Consider the following 15,895-nt stretch of genomic DNA (forward strand, 5'->3'; position numbering starts at 1 on the left):
CTCATGGCATGTCAATACCACCTTAACAAACAAATTGCTTTTGCAGCAATACTTTGTTGAACGCAAAGCGTGCTTAACCTACATTATTACCTTGAGCTTGCAAGGCATAGCGCTATACTGTGCAAAAGCTGTTGTCTTACGGAGCCTACTATGGAATACAATACCTCAGAACTGTGCGATCTTTATGCGGATCAGGTGGACGTGGTCGAACCTATTTTTGCAAATTACGGTGGCAGACGTTCATTCGGCGGCCAAATCCATACCATTAAATGCTTCGAAGACAACGGCCTTGTTCGCCAGATGCTGGCGGATAAAGGTGTCGGCAAGGTACTACTAATCGATGGCGGCGGCTCTGCCAGACGCGCGCTGATTGATGCGGAACTGGCCAGCATGGCAGCCAGTAATGGCTGGGAAGGCATTGTCTGTTATGGCAGCGTTCGTGATTTAGACGCATTGGAAGACTTTGAAATTGGTATTCAAGCGGTTAACGCCATACCCATTGGTGCCGATGACAACGGCTTCGGTGAAACCGAGGTGCCGGTGAATTTTGCTGGCGTGACGTTTCTGCCGGGCGATCATTTGTATGCTGACAGCACCGGTATTATTATGTCACCGGACCCGCTCGACATCGAATAACAACAGGATAGTTGCCTGATGTTACAACGATTTACGACGAGTGATTTAAACAACTACTGCATCAGGCGCAGTGGCGAAGACCGGCTGGGCTCGCAACTAAAACTGCCGCAACCTGAACAATCTTATAGCGAACTGCTGGCTGCTCATAAAGCAGATGGCGGTCAGTTTGTGTTGTTGGGTATTGCAGAATGTATTGGTCCGCTGGCGAATATGGGCAATCCCGGCGCCGAACTGGGCTGGCATGCTTTTTTACAGCGCTTTGTGAATCTGCAATATAACGACCATCTTAACGCCGGACGTATCTTGTTACTCGGTCAGATAGAATGCAGCGACCTGCAACAACGCGCGGCAACCCTGAGTAATCAAGACCCTCTGCAACTTAACGAGTTGCGGCTACTTTGCGCCGAACTTGATCAGCGGGTTTACCAGCAGCTAATGCCTATTTTCGCTGCCGGGCTGTATCCTGTTGTGATTGGTGGTGGCCATAATAATGCCTTGCCGTTACTACAGGCATTGGCTGAGGCAAGTGGCCAAAGCGTCAATTGTGCCAATCTTGACCCGCACGCTGATTTCAGACCACTGGAAGGGCGCCACAGTGGCAACGGCTTTAGTTATGCCAGTGCAGCCGGATATCTCGGACACTACACCGTACTGGGGCTTGACCTGCAAAAAAACTCTGCGACAAGCTTAGCCCTGCTGCAACAAGCGGGCGGCGACTATCTGAGCTATCAGCAAATTGCGGTACGTCAGGAGATTAGCTATCAGCAGGCAGTAGACAGGGCAATTGAGCATTGCTGTCAGGGCGCGGCAGATATTGCTATTGAACTGGATACAGACAGTATTCAGACCATGCCAGCCAGTGCGCTTAACTATACCGGTCTGACAGTAGATCAGGCGGCTCAGTTTGTATTTCAACTGGCAACATTACCCCGCGCCCGCTACCTGCACCTGGCAGAAGCCGCACCGGCATGTCATCCGGCAGGTGTTGAGGCAGGTATCAGCCAGTGTGGTCAGGTACTTAGTGCATTGGTACTGGCATTTATTGCCGGTAAAGCGCTGCAACCGCCAGAAATTTAGCCAGGGTGACGATGTTGCCATTGGCGCAGCCATGCCGGAAAGCCGCTCAGTTCAAATGGCTGTGAATACCAGAAGCCCTGCCCCCTTACACAGCCCATTCGCAGTAATTTATCAGCGACCTCTGCACTCTCGATACCTTCAGCGATCACGCCCAACCCGAGATTGCGTGCCATATCGATAATGGCACCGGTAATGGCAATGTGCGCCTCAGTTTTGTGTAATTCACTGATAAAGCTGCAATCAACTTTCACGTATTGCACAGGTAATTGGCGCAAATACGCCAGAGAAGAAAAACCGGTACCAAAATCATCCAGTGCCAGTTCAACACCCAGGCCGTGCAGTCGCTGCATCATAGCCATGGTGCGCTCGGGCTGCGCCACTAACGCATTTTCGCTGACTTCCAACATCAGATATTGCGGTTTAACCTGGTATTTGTCGAACAGGCGCTCCAGGGCTTCTATCAGCTCATCCTGCAATAAATCTTTGCTGGAGATATTAACGGCGATCCGGCTGACCAGCCCCTGTTCAGTCAGACTGGCAATGGTTTTTATCGCGTGCTCTACTACCCACAGGCTGAGCGGGTAAATTACGCCCATCTCTTCAGCCAGCGCCAGAAACGCCTCGGGCGCCAGTAAGCCTTTTTGCGGATGCCGCCAACGAATAAGCACTTCCGCCGCCAATACCTGGCGGTTGCGCATCGCCATTTGCGGCTGAACAAACAACACCAGCTGATCTTGATCAATGGCCTGCCGAAGTTCGGCCATTAACGCCAGTTTCTCCGTGGTGTAGTTAATCATGTCCGGGGTAAATAACAAGCTGGCACCACGACGCCACTGGTAATGCTGCAACGCCAGATAGGATCGTTCCAGTAGCTCGTTAAACTGGGTGCTATGCTCAGGATAAAGTGAAATACCCACCCCTAACCGGTATTCAATCGCACAGCCATGCACCAGCATCGGTTGGGGCACTGATTTCTGCAGTTGCTTCGCTAAAAACTCAGCCCGCGCGCTCTGGTTACCAATTTCCAGCCAGATAGCAAAGTCAACACTGCCAAGATGACATACCCGAACCGGTTGTTGCTGGCGATATTCATAAGTCAGAATTTTACTTTCATTGACCAGATTATTGTTAATTCGCTGGGCTATTTGGGCCAGAATTAAATTGCTGTTGCTGTGGCCCAGCAACTGGTTTATCTGATCAAACTCTTCTACTTTAAGCAGGATCAGCGCAAACTGCTGCTCTGTCGCACTTTTTAGAATATCATCCAGTTTTCGTTGCAATGCGAATTTGTTAGGAAAACCGCTGATATCATCGTGTAAGGAATAAAATCCGACCAAATCGGTTTTGGGTTGTGATGCTCGCTTCAGCCTGAATTTTAAAGTAACAATATAGATAAAAGCGAAAAACAGTAATAGAAGCAGCATGAGTAACAGCGCTGTAACAGGCAATGTCGGTTCAACCTGACTCGCCATCGCCGGCCCGCTGACACAGACCAGCCACAAAGCTGAAAAACGGTTGGATCCAATTACCATGGCGCTACCACACCTTTTACTGCTAAGTTGGGTTTTACTGACAGCTTACCCCAAATTTACTGCTTGTAAAGCTGTATGGCTCAGAGCCTGACTGGCTTACCGCTAATGATCAGCTGCTTAAGCTGATTCACGCCAAATTGATAGCAAAGTTCAGCGGGCTGACTGATATTAAAACAGCCAAAATCTGCCCGCATGCCGCGGGCTATTGCGCCGCGATCGTGAAGCCCTAATGCCGTTGCAGCATGTCGCGTTACCCCCAGTAAAGCTTCCTCGGGCGTTAAGCGGAATAACGTGCAAGCCATATTTAACATTAATGGTATTGAGCATAATGGCGATGTACCCGGATTTAAATCAGTAGCGATTGCCATTGGCACCTTATATTGCCGCAACAAACTGACAGGAGGCAGCTGGGTTTCCCGTAGAAAATAATAAGCGCCGGGCAGCAACACTGCCACCGTACCTGCTGCTGCCATCTTCGCCACGCCAGCTTCATCTAAGAACTCAACATGGTCCGCCGACAAACCACCAAATTCGGCGACTAAACTGCTGCCCCCCAGGTTTGACAGCTGCTCAGCATGCGCTTTTACCGGTAATCCCAACGCATGGGCGGTGGCAAACACTTTGCGACATTGGCTGACACTAAAACCCACGCCTTCACAGAACACATCCACCGAATCTACCAGCTTTTTGGCAAGCAGTTTTGGCAGCATCTGACAGACTTCGTCAATATAACCATCAGCATTGCCTTTAAATTCAGCTGGCAGCGCGTGTGCCCCTAAAAATGTTTTAATCACCGTTGCCGGGTGGTGCTTATCCAGTTCAGCGGCGACTTCCAGTATTTTTTGCTCAGTGGTTAAATCAAGACCATATCCCGACTTAATTTCAACCGTTGTCACCCCTTGTGCTAACAGGGTGTTTAGCCGGTCTTTTGCCAGGCCAAATAACTGTTCATGGCTGGCGTTACGGGTAGCTGCTACCGTCGCGTTAATACCGCCACCTGCTGCTGCAATTTGCTGATAACTGGCACCATTTAAGCGCATTTCAAACTCATTAGCCCGGTTACCGGCATAAATAAGGTGAGTATGACAATCAATAAAGCCGGGTAGCAGCCATTGTCCCTGTGCATCGTGCAGTGGTGTTGCCATTGCATCAAACTCTGGCAATGCATTACGGCTGCCAACAAAAGCAATCACGCCATCCTTAATAGCCAATACACCATTTTCAATGATGCCGTAGGGTTTACCATTGTTGGTCATGGTCGCGATATTGGCATTAATCCAGATGGCATCAAACTGCTGCATTGGGCTCTCCTTTATTAGATGGCCAAATAATTTTACACCAACAACTTGTATATACAACCAAATTACAGTATTTTTTATTTAGCCTCGGTATTTAATAATGCCGTTTTTATTTAGCAGTAATGGAGTGGCAATGGCCAAGTTTGCTGAAATAAAAGAGTTTATGCTTAGCCAGATCGAAATTGGTGCCTGGCCCGAACATAGCCGGGTGCCGTCAGAAAACGAACTGGCCGAGCAATTCAGTGTAAGCCGGATGACGGCACGCCGGGCACTGCAGGAGCTGACAGAGCAAGGTATTTTATACCGAACCCAGGGCGTTGGCAGCTTTGTCGCGGCATTAAAGTCGCAGTCATCCTTGCTGGAAATTCGTAATATTGCCGATGAGGTGCAAGCCCGGGGCCACGCCTACAGTGCAAGGTTACTTCAGCTTACAGAGTTGCCCTGCCCGACCATTATTGCTTCTGCGCTGGGCTTGCAACGCAATGACCCGGTATTCTTTTCCCTGATTGTGCATCTGGAGAATAATGTGCCGTTGCAGCTTGAAGCACGATATGTCAATCCGTTGCAGGTACCTGGCTATATTTCTCAGGATTTCAGCCATCAGACTCCGCATCAGTATCTGAGCCTGATTGCACCGCTTACCGAAGCGGAACATACCGTTGAAGCCATCTGGCCGGACGATTTCACCTGTAAGCATTTAATGCTTAAAAAAGCCGAACCCTGCTTGCGTTTGACCCGCCGCACCTTTAGTCGTGACGGTGCAGTCAGCCTGGCATATTTAACATCACCGGGTAGCCGTTACCGATTGGGCGGCCATCTGAATTTTTCATTACCGAATAACAAAGAGCGTATCTGATGACAGACTCACGAATCGACAACAGCAGGGTGGTTCGCGCTGAGCGCGGCGCTACCATCACGGCAAAAAGCTGGCAAACCGAAGCCGCCAAGCGGATGTTAATGAACAATCTGGACCCGGAAGTGGCCGAACACCCGCAGGCACTGGTGGTATACGGCGGCATTGGCCGTGCTGCCCGCAACTGGCAATGCTTCGACAAAATCGTTGAGGTATTGAACAGGCTGGAAGATAACCAGACTTTACTGGTGCAAAGTGGTAAACCGGTTGGCGTATTTCCTACTCACCCGGACGCCCCCAGGGTACTGATTGCCAACTCTAATCTGGTTCCTGCCTGGGCCAACTGGCAACATTTTAATGAGCTGGATCGCAAAGGCCTGATGATGTACGGCCAGATGACGGCCGGTTCCTGGATTTATATCGGCACGCAGGGCATTGTTCAGGGCACTTATGAGACTTTTGTTGCCATGGCCAGACAACATTTTTCTGGCACAGCAACTGACAAATGGATTTTAACCGGCGGTCTTGGTGGAATGGGTGGCGCTCAGCCACTGGCTGCCACTATGGCCGGTTTTCATATGCTTGCCTGTGAAGTTGACGAAAGCCGCATCGATTTTCGGCTGAAAACGCGTTATCTCGACAAAAAAGCCTATTCACTGGACGAAGCACTGGCAATGTTGCAACAAGCAAAAGCAGAAGGAAAACCGACCTCTATCGGCTTGCTGGCCAATGCTGCTGATATTTATGCAGAATTGGTCGAGCGTGGTATTACTCCTGATGTGGTAACAGACCAGACCTCAGCGCATGATCCACTAAATGGTTATCTGCCAAGGGGCTGGAGCATGCAGCAAGCTGCTGCAGAGCGCAAAACGGATGAAGCCGGCGTGGTAAAGGCAGCTAAACAATCTATGGCCGCGCAGGTTCAGGCTATCCTTACCATGCAACAACGCGGTGCAGTAGCAACCGATTACGGTAATAACATTCGCCAGATGGCACAAGATGAAGGCGTGACGAATGCCTTTGACTTTCCGGGCTTTGTACCAGCCTATATCCGGCCCTTATTTTGTCAGGGCATCGGACCGTTTCGCTGGGTCGCCTTATCAGGTGATGCCGAAGATATCTATAAAACCGATGCGAAAGTGAAAGAACTTATTCCGGACGATCCGCATCTGCATAACTGGCTGGACATGGCGCGGCAGCGCATTCAGTTTCAGGGCTTGCCTGCCCGCATCTGCTGGATTGGCTTAAAAGACCGGGCGCGGCTTGCTCTGGCGTTTAATGACATGGTGAAAAACGGCGAGTTAAAGGCGCCGATTGTGATAGGCCGCGATCATCTTGATTCCGGTTCTGTTGCCAGCCCTAACCGGGAAACTGAAGCCATGTTAGATGGCTCTGATGCGGTATCAGACTGGCCATTATTGAATGCGATGCTCAACACCGCCGGTGGCGCGACCTGGGTATCACTGCATCATGGCGGTGGCGTTGGTATGGGTTACAGCCAACACAGCGGTGTAGTTATTGTCGCTGACGGTACCGAGCAAGCAGCCGCCCGGCTTGGCCGGGTGCTATGGAACGACCCTGGTACCGGCGTGATGCGTCATGCCGATGCCGGCTATGACATTGCCGTTAACTGCGCAAAAGAGCAGGCCTTAGACTTACCAATGGTTACGGAGTAACAGCATGAGTTTTACATTAAATATAGTGCCGGGTACCTTAACACTTGCCCAGTTACGCCAGGTGCAGCAAGGGCCGGTGCAGCTAACACTGGACAGCGCGGCCATTCCGGCAATTGAGAAGTCGGCAGACTGCGTCGCTAATGTCATTAAACAGAATAAAGTCGTCTATGGCATTAATACCGGCTTTGGCTTACTGGCCAACACCCGGATTAAAAATGAAGAGTTGGAACTGTTACAGCGCTCAATTGTTTTATCCCATGCTGCCGGTTTTGGTGATTTTATGGATGACAGTACCGTGCGTCTGATGCTGGTGCTGAAAATTAATGCCCTCGCCCGTGGTTTTTCCGGGATCCGGCTTAAGGTGATTGAAGCGCTGATCGGTTTAGTTAACGCCGAATTATATCCGTGTATTCCAATTAAAGGCTCGGTCGGGGCCTCTGGCGACTTAGCACCGCTTGCGCATATGGTGTTGCCTTTAATTGGTGAAGGGGAAGTGAGCTTTCGCGGCCAGATATATGATGCAACAGAGGGACTGGCCCTGGCCGGGATGAGCCCGCTTACCCTGGCTGCAAAAGAAGGACTGGCATTACTTAATGGCACGCAAGCTTCAACCGCTCTGGCACTGGAAGGCTTGTTTCGTGCTGAAAACCTGTTTGCTGCCGGCGCGGTAATTGGCGCAATGAGTGTTGAAGCAGCGCTGGGTAGTCGCGCTCCCTTTGATGCCAGAATTCACCAGGCTCGCGGCCAACGCGGCCAGATTGATGCAGCCGCAATATACCGGCATTTATTAGCGAATGGTTCGGAGCTTGGGGCCTCGCATAAAGACTGTGACAAAGTGCAGGACCCTTACAGCCTGCGTTGCCAGCCACAGGTTATGGGCGCCTGCTTAACTCAAATTCGACAGGCGGCAGAGGTGCTACAGGTTGAAGCGAATGGTGTGACCGACAACCCGCTGGTATTTGCTGATGAAGGCGATATTCTCTCGGGTGGCAACTTTCACGCTGAACCGGTGGCCATGGCGGCCGATAATCTGGCTCTGGCCATTGCGGAAATTGGCGCATTGTCAGAGCGACGGATGGCACTGCTCATTGATGCCAGTTTAAGTAAATTGCCGGCCTTTCTGGTTCCTAACGGCGGGGTAAACAGCGGTTTTATGATTGCTCAGGTTACTGCAGCAGCGCTGGCTTCTGAGAATAAAAGCCTGGCTCACCCGGCATCGGTAGACAGCCTGCCCACCTCTGCAAATCAGGAAGACCACGTGTCGATGGCAACCTTTGCCGCCAGGCGCCTGGCAGATATGAGTGAGAATACCACCGGCGTGTTGGCGGTGGAGTATCTGGCTGCAGCGCAGGGACTCGATTTCAGGGCGCCGTTAACCTCGACCGCGTTGCTGGAGGATGCCAAAGCCCTGCTGCGGGCCGAGGTCAGCTTTTATCAGCAGGACCGTTATTTTGGGCCGGATATAGAAAAAAGTGCCAGCCTGATCCGCAGTGCGGCGCTGAATAAATTTGTACCTGCGGCTTCACTCAGCAGCTTTTAACGCCTGGTCGCTATTTTTATAGCTTTATAAGGCGCACCAATCTGGTGCGCCTTAGTATTTAAATCACCATTCTAACCGCATTTGCGGCTAGACCCGTTTCTGTTTGTTTGCTACCTTGTTGTTTTTAAATCAACTCCTCGTTTTATCACTATACTTGTGAAAAACAGCCTGCTGGCGGCAAATACTATGACGTTAAAAGTTGCTCATAAAGTTGTATTAGGCTTCGGTTTTATTGCAGCACTGTTGCTGTTGGCCAGCATTTTAGCCCTGTTTAGTTTTAATACGGTCACCCGTTACAGTAATGATGTTAATCAACTGGCAGTGCCTGCTCAGCAGCAGAGCAATCTGGCCCAGATCCAGCTACTTAAGCTGGCAAAGTTATCGGCGTTAGGTTTTACCGCTGAACAGCAAGCTGAAATAAACAATTATCAGCAACAGTTTGTTGCCAGCCGTCAGCAGTTTAGCTCGCTGATCACAGATTTTAATCAGCTGACGGCGGAGGACACTGCATTACAGCAACCGTTGCAGGCGGCACTGGCTCACTTTAACCAATATAGCGCCGCTGTAGATAGCATGTTCAATGTCCGCCAGCAGAGCCTTGCTGCTGCAAAGGCGGTAGAAGCAGAACTCGCCCAGCTGGAAACCGCCATTGATGATGCCGGCGCCAGCCTGCTTGATTTAGCCGATGCCGATCTGGCACTGGATGATGATGTTATGGAGCAGATAAGTGGTAATGCCGGGCGAATTGATGGTCAAATTCTCGGGCTTCTGAATACCGTGCGTGAAGTCGCAGGCTATGTAGATTTGGCAGTACTGGAACGGAACCAGCAGAATATTGGGTTCACCCTTAGCGATATTCAGGTCAACATTGACTACCTGGACCGGCAAATCAGTGGCATTGAAACAGATGGACTGTGGCCACAGTTTCAACAGCAATTTACGGCCTTGTCTGAGCAACTGCAAAGCGAGAGCAGCCTGCTTAGCATAAAACAGCAACAACTGGTGCAGCAACAAAGCGCCCGCCGTCAGCTCAACAGCTCAGAGCAACAAGTTGCCCAAGCCATAGAGGCACTGGATCAGGTGGTAACGCTGGCAGACCAGCGCTTTATTCAGCTACAGCAACAAGTATCAACCGCGTTAAGTTCTGGCAGCAACCGTACTTTGGTGATGATGTTAGTGTTGGTGCTGCTGGCTGTCGCCGCTGCCTATCTGACCATTAACGCCATGTTAAAACCACTGGCCAGTATTAACCATATGCTGGGTAATATCGCGAAAGGCGATTTAACCCGCGAATTAACTATTGTACAGCAAGACGAATTTGGTGCGTTATCGGCTAAAGTAAACAGTCTGATTGCCGCACTGCGTAGTTTAATTACCAATATTCAGCAAAACGCAACTGAGTTAAACAGTAATGCCAGTCAATCCAGCCATGAAGTTCAGGAAATTAGTCAGTCGCTGCAACAGCAGCAGCAACAAATCAGCCGGGTTAACGGCATTACAGAAGCGTTAGCCGACAACACCCAAACTGTCGCGGCTCAGGCACAGCAGGCGGGTGAGGCCATGCGCCAGGCACTGGAACAAAGCCAGCACATACAGAAAATTGCTGACAAGAATAAACAGCTGATAACCGGTCTGGCTGGCCAGTTATCGGGCACCAGCGATGTAATGAATAAAGTGAATGATCAGTCTACTAATATTGGCGGCATCCTGACAACCATCAGCGCCATTGCGGAACAGACTAATCTGTTGGCGTTAAACGCTGCAATTGAAGCAGCGAGGGCCGGCGAGCAGGGCCGCGGATTCGCCGTTGTTGCAGATGAAGTACGTTCACTCGCCGGGCGCACACAGCAGGCCACCAATGAAATACGCCAAATGATCACCAGTTTACAGCAGCAAAGTGAGCAGGCGGTAGCGTCGATACTGACCGGTAAAACAGACGCCGAGCAATGTGTCGCAACAACTGCAGAACTGGCCAGTGCGCTTGAAGCGGTTAATCAGGCAATAGCGCAAACCCGGCAAATAAGTAATGCAGTAAGCGATGCCAGTGCCAGCCAGCTCGACTTAGGTACAGCCATTAATGACAATATGCAGCATATGGTGCAACTGGCAAATAGCAGCACCAGTAAAGCAGAACGTACTTTAGTACACAGTGATGATGTCGCCAGATTAGCAGCACAACTTCAGTCTGCTGCCACTCGTTTTAAAATAAGTTAAGTTAACTTTATAGCGGTTGGATAAACGGCAATAAAAAAGCTGGCCGAAGCCAGCTATGCAGGAAGTGAAGCAGTCCATGTTTATTATTTTGATTCCTTTCGCTGCTGAATATCGTTTTTTTATTGCTAAAAATCCTGATGAAACTTTGATATTAGCTCTGAATTAGTGGTACTTGCTGAATTTTTGCACGTTTTTGCTGTTTTCTTAAACTTTTATTGTCTAGCAAGCGAATATTCGCTTCCTGGGCAAAAATCCAGGCCTGATTAGAAAAACCACCACTGCTGACCACAATGCCATCGGCAATATCAATTGCCAGCATTTGCTGAAACATGGTTCGTACCTGTGAAATGTCGACCGGAACACAACCGTGTTGCACATAGACCAGGGTGTCACGTTGCGCATGCAGCAGTTGGAAATCAGCAGCCACTTTGTCACTGCTAAGCCAGCTGCCCTGCCTGCTTAGCAGACGTTGCGCATCCTGTAAAAACTGTTGCTGCCGATCGCCGCCAGCTAACATAGCCCGCAAGCGCTGATTAACCCCGGCCAGGCGGTGCTCGTCATCAAGTTCCATAAAGGCCAGCACATTGCAGCACAGCGCTACAACAAACATCAGCACAAAGGCCCACAACATAAAGGTTGACCAAAACGCACTCAGCGTCAGATCCTTATCACTTAATAACAAAGAATGTTCCGCAAAGAACAAATAAACGCCACCGGCCACAATGCCCAGCACGGTGCTAATAGACGAAACCCACAGCCACTTATTTTTCATACCCGCCTCAAACCTGTGTTGCTTGAGGTATATTATCTGCCTGTACTGACCATCCTGCTTTACCAAGTTTTGATAAATGCTTTATAAATAGCGGCGGCGGCAGCGTTAGGCGTTATTTTGGGTAGATAATTCAGGCAGGACGATGTAATCGCCGATAAATTCGGCGCAATATTCTGTTTGGCAATAAATACCGACCCGAATGCGTTGCTTCACTTTTTTACCCTGCGCCAGTGGCGTTAAGTCACCGTAACAATGCAGTAATTGGCAGCGAGCTTGCGGCGCACCGGCCACAGGACGCCGATAGCGGATAGTGGCATTGGCCAATACCTGAGCACCCTGTAAACCAGCAGCCTGTAATTGCATATACAACATACCCCAGCCTGTTAAGGTCGCCAGCGTATAAATACTGCCGGCAAACATGGTCTGGTGTAAATTGATATTGGGTGCCAGTGGTGCACTGCAGTTCAAGGCGTAGCCATCAAAGTCAGTGATCTCAAGCTGCATATACTGGCTAAGTGGAATAGTCTGCTGCCAGGTGTCGGCCAGCTGCCGTTGCCATTGCTGAAACTCCCGTTCAGTGCCTGTCAGGCGCAACGCTTTGACCATTTTCAGATGGGCAATGCCAAACATAGGCGCCGCATCGCCAACGAGCCGGTAGCCTGACTTCTGATAAAACCCAACGGCCTGTTCTCTGGCATTCAGTTGTAATAGCGTTAAACCTCGTGTTACTGCCTGCTGCTCCAGCGCATGTAAAATTTGGTTACCAGCACCTCTACCCCGGGCACTGTCGGCCACCGCCATATAACGGATCTGACCGGTTATATCGTCAAGCTGGTGTAACCGGCCAACGGCCTGCACCCCGCCATTGGCGTCAATTAACATAAGATGATATGCCTGCGCTTCAAGCTCGTCCTGCTCAGAGCCGGGAGGTTGCTGCCAGGGCGCTCGCAGCACCTGCCAGCGCAATTGATAATAGGCGTGCCAGTGCTCTGGCGTTTTCGGGCTGGTTAGTAGCCAGGTGCTAGGTAGTGCCATGACGTGCTCATTATTCATCCAAGACTAAAACTAACTGCTTAACATAAACGTGACCGGGCCATCGTTAATCAGACTAACCTGCATATCTGCTGCAAAACGACCTGTTTGTACCGGCAGCTCAAGTTCCGTTAATTGTTGCACAAATTGCTGATAAAACGATTCTGCCATGGCCGGAGCGGCTGCGGGGCTAAAACTGGGCCGTAAACCGCTTTGGGTATCGGCTGCCAGGGTAAACTGCGATACCACTAATACAGCACCGCCAGCCTGGCGCACATTTAAATTCATTTTGCCGTTACTGTCACTAAATAGCCGGTAGTGCGCCACTTTATGCACCAGCTTGTTCAGTGATAGCTCGCTATCATCAGCCTCAACCGCCAACAACACGACTAATCCCGGACCAATAGCACTGATTTGCTCGCCCGCCACCGCTACCGACGCCTGACTAACCCGCTGAATAAGCGCCTTCATGCCTGCGACGCTCCGCTCTTTTCAGCTTCTTCCAGTTCGGCCCGTTGCTGTAGTAAGGCGGTAAGCTCAGCGCCGAGCAATACCACCAGCCAGGATAAATACACCCAGATAAACAGAATGGGCACCAGGGCTAAGGCGCCATAAATGGCCTGATAAGCCGGAAACTCACTGACGTATAAGGCAAAACCGCGTTTAAAAAACTCAAACAATACCGTTGCCAGCAACGCCCCCCATAAGGCATGACGTACCTGCACTTTAGTATTGGGGACTAACAGATAAAGGATAAAGAAAGCCAGCAGTGACATAACATACGGAATAAGCCACAGCACAAAACTGGAAATACCAGGCGTATAGTCGTCAGCGTAGCGGCTAAAGGTAGCCAGATAGGAAGTAACCGCAATAGAGGTGCCAATAAGCACCGGACCTAACGTTAGGATCATCCAGTATATTGAAAACGAAATAATCGGCCGTGGCCGTTGTTTTACCCGCCATATTTTATTTAAGGTTTTGTCGATATTGTAAATAAGCAGCAGTGCTATCACAATCAGCGCCAGCACCCCTACCGCGGTCATGCCCCCTGTGTTACTGATAAACTCATTAACGTAGCTTTGAATTTCTTCACCACGGGTAGGAATAACATTAGCAAAAATCAGCTGTTCTAATCGCTCGCGCATGTCACTAAATAATGGAAACATGTCTAACATTGAAAAAATAACCGCAATAAGCGGTACCAGCGATAACAACGAAATATAAGCAAGGTAACCACCAACAATGGTAATTTGGTCCTGCTGACAACGCTGAAAATAAGCCGCAATGAAATCCTTAGCCTGGCGTAAATACCGCAGCAGTTTTGCTTTGTCCATAGCAGCTCCTTAACACCCTGATAAATGGAAGAATACGCGAAAAATCAAGAGCAGACCAGTACCAGCGATTGGCTTAATAAGGTTGATAAAGGGAGTTACTTAAGAAGTATCATGTATTTATCAGGGTTTCATCGATACCAAAATCGCTAAAACACTGAATAATGCGCGGCTTAATCTCACATTTTATTATTATAAACATAGAGCAGTAATGCCAAGGATTAGTATGGCTTTAAATAAAATAAAAAATTCCGCGCTGGCTTTAGTTGTCAGTAATTGCTTAATTGGTAATGCCGCACAGGCATATGAAGTTTGACCTACCCGGCTGGTAGTAGAATTAACTTCAGTTACGACAACCTGGGTAACCGCACGGCCCGAAGTGGCGCTATTGCTGAAACATACAGCATAAACACCAGCTCTAACCGGCTTAATCAGGTTACCCGTGGCAGCCAGACCAGAGTGTTTACTTACGATGCCAACGGCAATGTTACCAATGAAAAGCAGTTTAACGGCAGTAACTTCGCCTATGTGTACAACAGCGACAACCGGATGGTAAAAGCTGGTACTACCGACTATAAATACAACGCGCTAGGCCAGCGGGTGTACAAAAAAGTCGGCAGTAACATCACCCGCTTTATTTACAACCCAGCGGGCCAGCTGTTAGCAGAAGGCACCACTAAGCAATATATTTACTTTCAGGGGCAGGTAGTGGGTTATATTTTAAATAACCAGCTGTATTATGTGCACAATGACCATTTAGGCCGGCCAGAGGTGATTACCAACCAAAGCAAAGCGGTAGTATGGCAGGCAAAGCTGGAAGCGTTTGACCGGTCAGTTTTAACTACCAGCATTGGCGAATTCAACATAGGCTTCCCCGGTCAATACTGGGACAGTGAAAAGCTAAGCTGGTATAACTACTTCCGGGATTATGATGCAACAACCGGCAGATACCTGCAGAGCGACCCGATAGGGTTAGCGGGTGGGTTAAATACTTATGGGTATGTTGGGGGGAATCCTGTTAACTATTTTGATCCAAAAGGTTTGGAAGCATGCACATGCCATCCAAGCAGGCCGGATGCTAAATTAACTGGCATAACAATGGAGTGGGGTCCATTAAAACCTAACGAAGCATTAGATTTATCCCTCAGAGAACAAGATAAATTCAACACAGCTGTCGGTGCAACTGGCTTTGTAGTTGGAGCAGCAATGACTTACGCTCGAGTGCCTAATAGCGCAACACTTGGAACAGGAGCAGCATTTCTTGTTGTTGGAAAGTATGTGTCACCTCGGATATACCGTCATGGTGATTTTAAAATAAGGCAGACTTACACTCATGGTAATCATTCATTTACAATTTTAAGAGAATCCAATGCTGATGGTACTTTGATTTCAGAAAAGAAGCTTGGGAGATGTAGGAATTGAAAAGGTTTTCGCAAAAAAAATTGTTTTTATCTGCAAATTTCTGGATTGTCATTATTTTCAGTACGGCCATATTTGTTGGACTACCGACGTTCATTTTTCAACCGGATAAAGATCTCTGGTATGTTTCTGCTCGGACAAATACAACTGCTCTGTCCCGCGCCAGGATAAACATTTTGCTTTGGCGGGGGGCAGATCTATCCTATCAACCAGGCAACAAAATCAGTACTTTAGGTGTAGCTTTAACTAGGAAAAATGAGTGGATTTTGAAAAGGTTTGCCCAGTATGCCACCGACGCTGAAAGAAAATATGTAATAAACTATGCCATTCAGTCTAGCGATGTAGAGTTTATTGAGTTCGTTAATGCGAATTTTAACGCTTTTGATAAAGATTAAGCCGGTCTAAGTAATAGAAGATCAATAGGGTCCAGATCAACGAGCAATGGGGTCAGAGACGTTGATTTTACGAGATTCACAGAAAATGGGGTCGGAGCCTGAGGTATCCCCACAAAATTA

14 protein-coding genes are annotated in these 15,895 nt (G+C 49.1%); 8 read left to right on the top strand and 6 right to left on the bottom strand.

Translation table 11 applies throughout. The features are described 5' to 3' along the window. Positions 1–150: 150 nt before the first annotated feature. Together rraA and B2X65_RS13855 are read left to right on the top strand one after the other, a co-directional pair. Positions 151–636 (top strand): ribonuclease E activity regulator RraA, encoded by a 486-nt coding sequence (rraA, locus tag B2X65_RS13850; RefSeq protein ID WP_290613493.1) that lies wholly within the window; start codon positions 151–153, stop codon positions 634–636. An 18-nt stretch (positions 637–654) separates the two neighbouring features. Further along, the gene (locus B2X65_RS13855) at positions 655–1,713 is read left to right on the top strand and encodes an arginase family protein (RefSeq protein WP_290613495.1); all 1,059 of its coding nucleotides are present in this window, start codon (positions 655–657) and stop codon (positions 1,711–1,713) included. Here the strand turns inward: B2X65_RS13855 and B2X65_RS13860 are convergent. Then, entirely contained in the window at positions 1,710–3,245 is a 1,536-nt protein-coding gene (locus B2X65_RS13860) for a putative bifunctional diguanylate cyclase/phosphodiesterase (RefSeq protein WP_290613497.1), read from the bottom strand. The genes B2X65_RS13855 and B2X65_RS13860 overlap by 4 nt on opposite strands. An 80-nt stretch (positions 3,246–3,325) precedes the next feature. Then, a complete protein-coding gene (gene hutI, locus B2X65_RS13865; RefSeq protein ID WP_290613499.1) occupies positions 3,326–4,546 on the bottom strand; it encodes an imidazolonepropionase in 1,221 nt (406 codons plus the stop codon). 130 nt (positions 4,547–4,676) lie between these two features. On the opposite strand from hutI, the gene hutC reads away from it, so the two are divergent. The 4 genes from hutC to B2X65_RS13885 all read left to right on the top strand — a co-directional run bounded on the left by hutC (position 4,677) and on the right by B2X65_RS13885 (position 10,826). Continuing rightward, positions 4,677–5,399, top strand: coding sequence for a histidine utilization repressor (hutC, locus tag B2X65_RS13870; protein WP_290613501.1), 723 nt, complete (start codon positions 4,677–4,679; stop codon positions 5,397–5,399). Continuing rightward, positions 5,399–7,072: a urocanate hydratase gene (gene hutU, locus B2X65_RS13875; RefSeq protein WP_290613503.1), complete on the top strand. Its 1,674-nt coding sequence runs from the start codon at positions 5,399–5,401 to the stop codon at positions 7,070–7,072. The genes hutC and hutU overlap by 1 nt, the downstream gene beginning before the upstream one ends. Before the next feature lie 4 nt (positions 7,073–7,076). Further along, a complete protein-coding gene (gene hutH / locus B2X65_RS13880; RefSeq protein ID WP_290613505.1) occupies positions 7,077–8,612 on the top strand; it encodes a histidine ammonia-lyase in 1,536 nt (511 codons plus the stop codon). 186 nt (positions 8,613–8,798) lie between these two features. After that, entirely contained in the window at positions 8,799–10,826 is a 2,028-nt protein-coding gene (locus B2X65_RS13885; protein WP_290613507.1) for a methyl-accepting chemotaxis protein, read from the top strand. A gap of 151 nt (positions 10,827–10,977) precedes the next feature. On the opposite strand, the gene B2X65_RS13890 is transcribed toward B2X65_RS13885, so the two are convergent. From B2X65_RS13890 to B2X65_RS13905, 4 genes are all read right to left on the bottom strand, one after another. Next, positions 10,978–11,598, bottom strand: a complete 621-nt coding sequence (locus B2X65_RS13890) for a restriction endonuclease (protein WP_290613508.1) — start codon at positions 11,596–11,598, stop codon at positions 10,978–10,980. Between the two features lie 105 nt (positions 11,599–11,703). Further along, positions 11,704–12,633 carry a bifunctional GNAT family N-acetyltransferase/hotdog fold thioesterase gene (locus tag B2X65_RS13895; protein WP_290613510.1) on the bottom strand — a complete coding sequence of 310 codons (930 nt, stop codon included), beginning with the start codon at positions 12,631–12,633 and terminating at the stop codon, positions 11,704–11,706. Between the two features lie 30 nt (positions 12,634–12,663). Continuing rightward, positions 12,664–13,101, bottom strand: a complete 438-nt coding sequence (gene dtd, locus B2X65_RS13900) for a D-aminoacyl-tRNA deacylase (RefSeq protein WP_290613511.1) — start codon at positions 13,099–13,101, stop codon at positions 12,664–12,666. Then, entirely contained in the window at positions 13,098–13,964 is an 867-nt protein-coding gene (locus tag B2X65_RS13905; RefSeq protein ID WP_290613513.1) for a virulence factor BrkB family protein, read from the bottom strand. Before B2X65_RS13905 ends, dtd begins: the two co-directional genes overlap by 4 nt. Positions 13,965–14,420: 456 nt before the next feature. Here B2X65_RS13905 and B2X65_RS13910 point away from each other — a divergent pair, with 456 nt between their 5' ends. Both B2X65_RS13910 and B2X65_RS13915 read left to right on the top strand, forming a co-directional pair. Further along, positions 14,421–15,383, top strand: coding sequence for an RHS repeat domain-containing protein (locus tag B2X65_RS13910; RefSeq protein WP_290613515.1), 963 nt, complete (start codon positions 14,421–14,423; stop codon positions 15,381–15,383). After that, on the top strand, positions 15,380–15,775 hold the full coding sequence (locus tag B2X65_RS13915) for a hypothetical protein (RefSeq protein ID WP_290613517.1): 396 nt from the start codon (positions 15,380–15,382) through the stop codon (positions 15,773–15,775). Before B2X65_RS13910 ends, B2X65_RS13915 begins: the two co-directional genes overlap by 4 nt. The last annotated feature ends 120 nt before the right edge of the window (positions 15,776–15,895 follow it).

The organism is Arsukibacterium sp. UBA3155 (assembly GCA_002364615.1).
In the GTDB taxonomy this organism is placed as follows: domain Bacteria; phylum Pseudomonadota; class Gammaproteobacteria; order Enterobacterales; family Alteromonadaceae; genus Alishewanella.

Coding starts and splice junctions, on each gene's coding strand:
- B2X65_RS13895 (WP_290613510.1), bottom strand. CDS start 12,633: ATGGCACTACCTAGCACCTGGCTACTAACCAGCCCGAAAACGCCAGAG.
- hutH (WP_290613505.1), top strand. CDS start 7,077: ATGAGTTTTACATTAAATATAGTGCCGGGTACCTTAACACTTGCCCAG.
- B2X65_RS13885 (WP_290613507.1), top strand. CDS start 8,799: ATGACGTTAAAAGTTGCTCATAAAGTTGTATTAGGCTTCGGTTTTATT.
- hutU (WP_290613503.1), top strand. CDS start 5,399: ATGACAGACTCACGAATCGACAACAGCAGGGTGGTTCGCGCTGAGCGC.
- B2X65_RS13855 (WP_290613495.1), top strand. CDS start 655: ATGTTACAACGATTTACGACGAGTGATTTAAACAACTACTGCATCAGG.
- rraA (WP_290613493.1), top strand. CDS start 151: ATGGAATACAATACCTCAGAACTGTGCGATCTTTATGCGGATCAGGTG.
- hutC (WP_290613501.1), top strand. CDS start 4,677: ATGGCCAAGTTTGCTGAAATAAAAGAGTTTATGCTTAGCCAGATCGAA.
- dtd (WP_290613511.1), bottom strand. CDS start 13,101: ATGAAGGCGCTTATTCAGCGGGTTAGTCAGGCGTCGGTAGCGGTGGCG.
- hutI (WP_290613499.1), bottom strand. CDS start 4,546: ATGCAGCAGTTTGATGCCATCTGGATTAATGCCAATATCGCGACCATG.
- B2X65_RS13890 (WP_290613508.1), bottom strand. CDS start 11,598: ATGAAAAATAAGTGGCTGTGGGTTTCGTCTATTAGCACCGTGCTGGGC.
- B2X65_RS13860 (WP_290613497.1), bottom strand. CDS start 3,245: ATGGTAATTGGATCCAACCGTTTTTCAGCTTTGTGGCTGGTCTGTGTC.
- B2X65_RS13905 (WP_290613513.1), bottom strand. CDS start 13,964: ATGGACAAAGCAAAACTGCTGCGGTATTTACGCCAGGCTAAGGATTTC.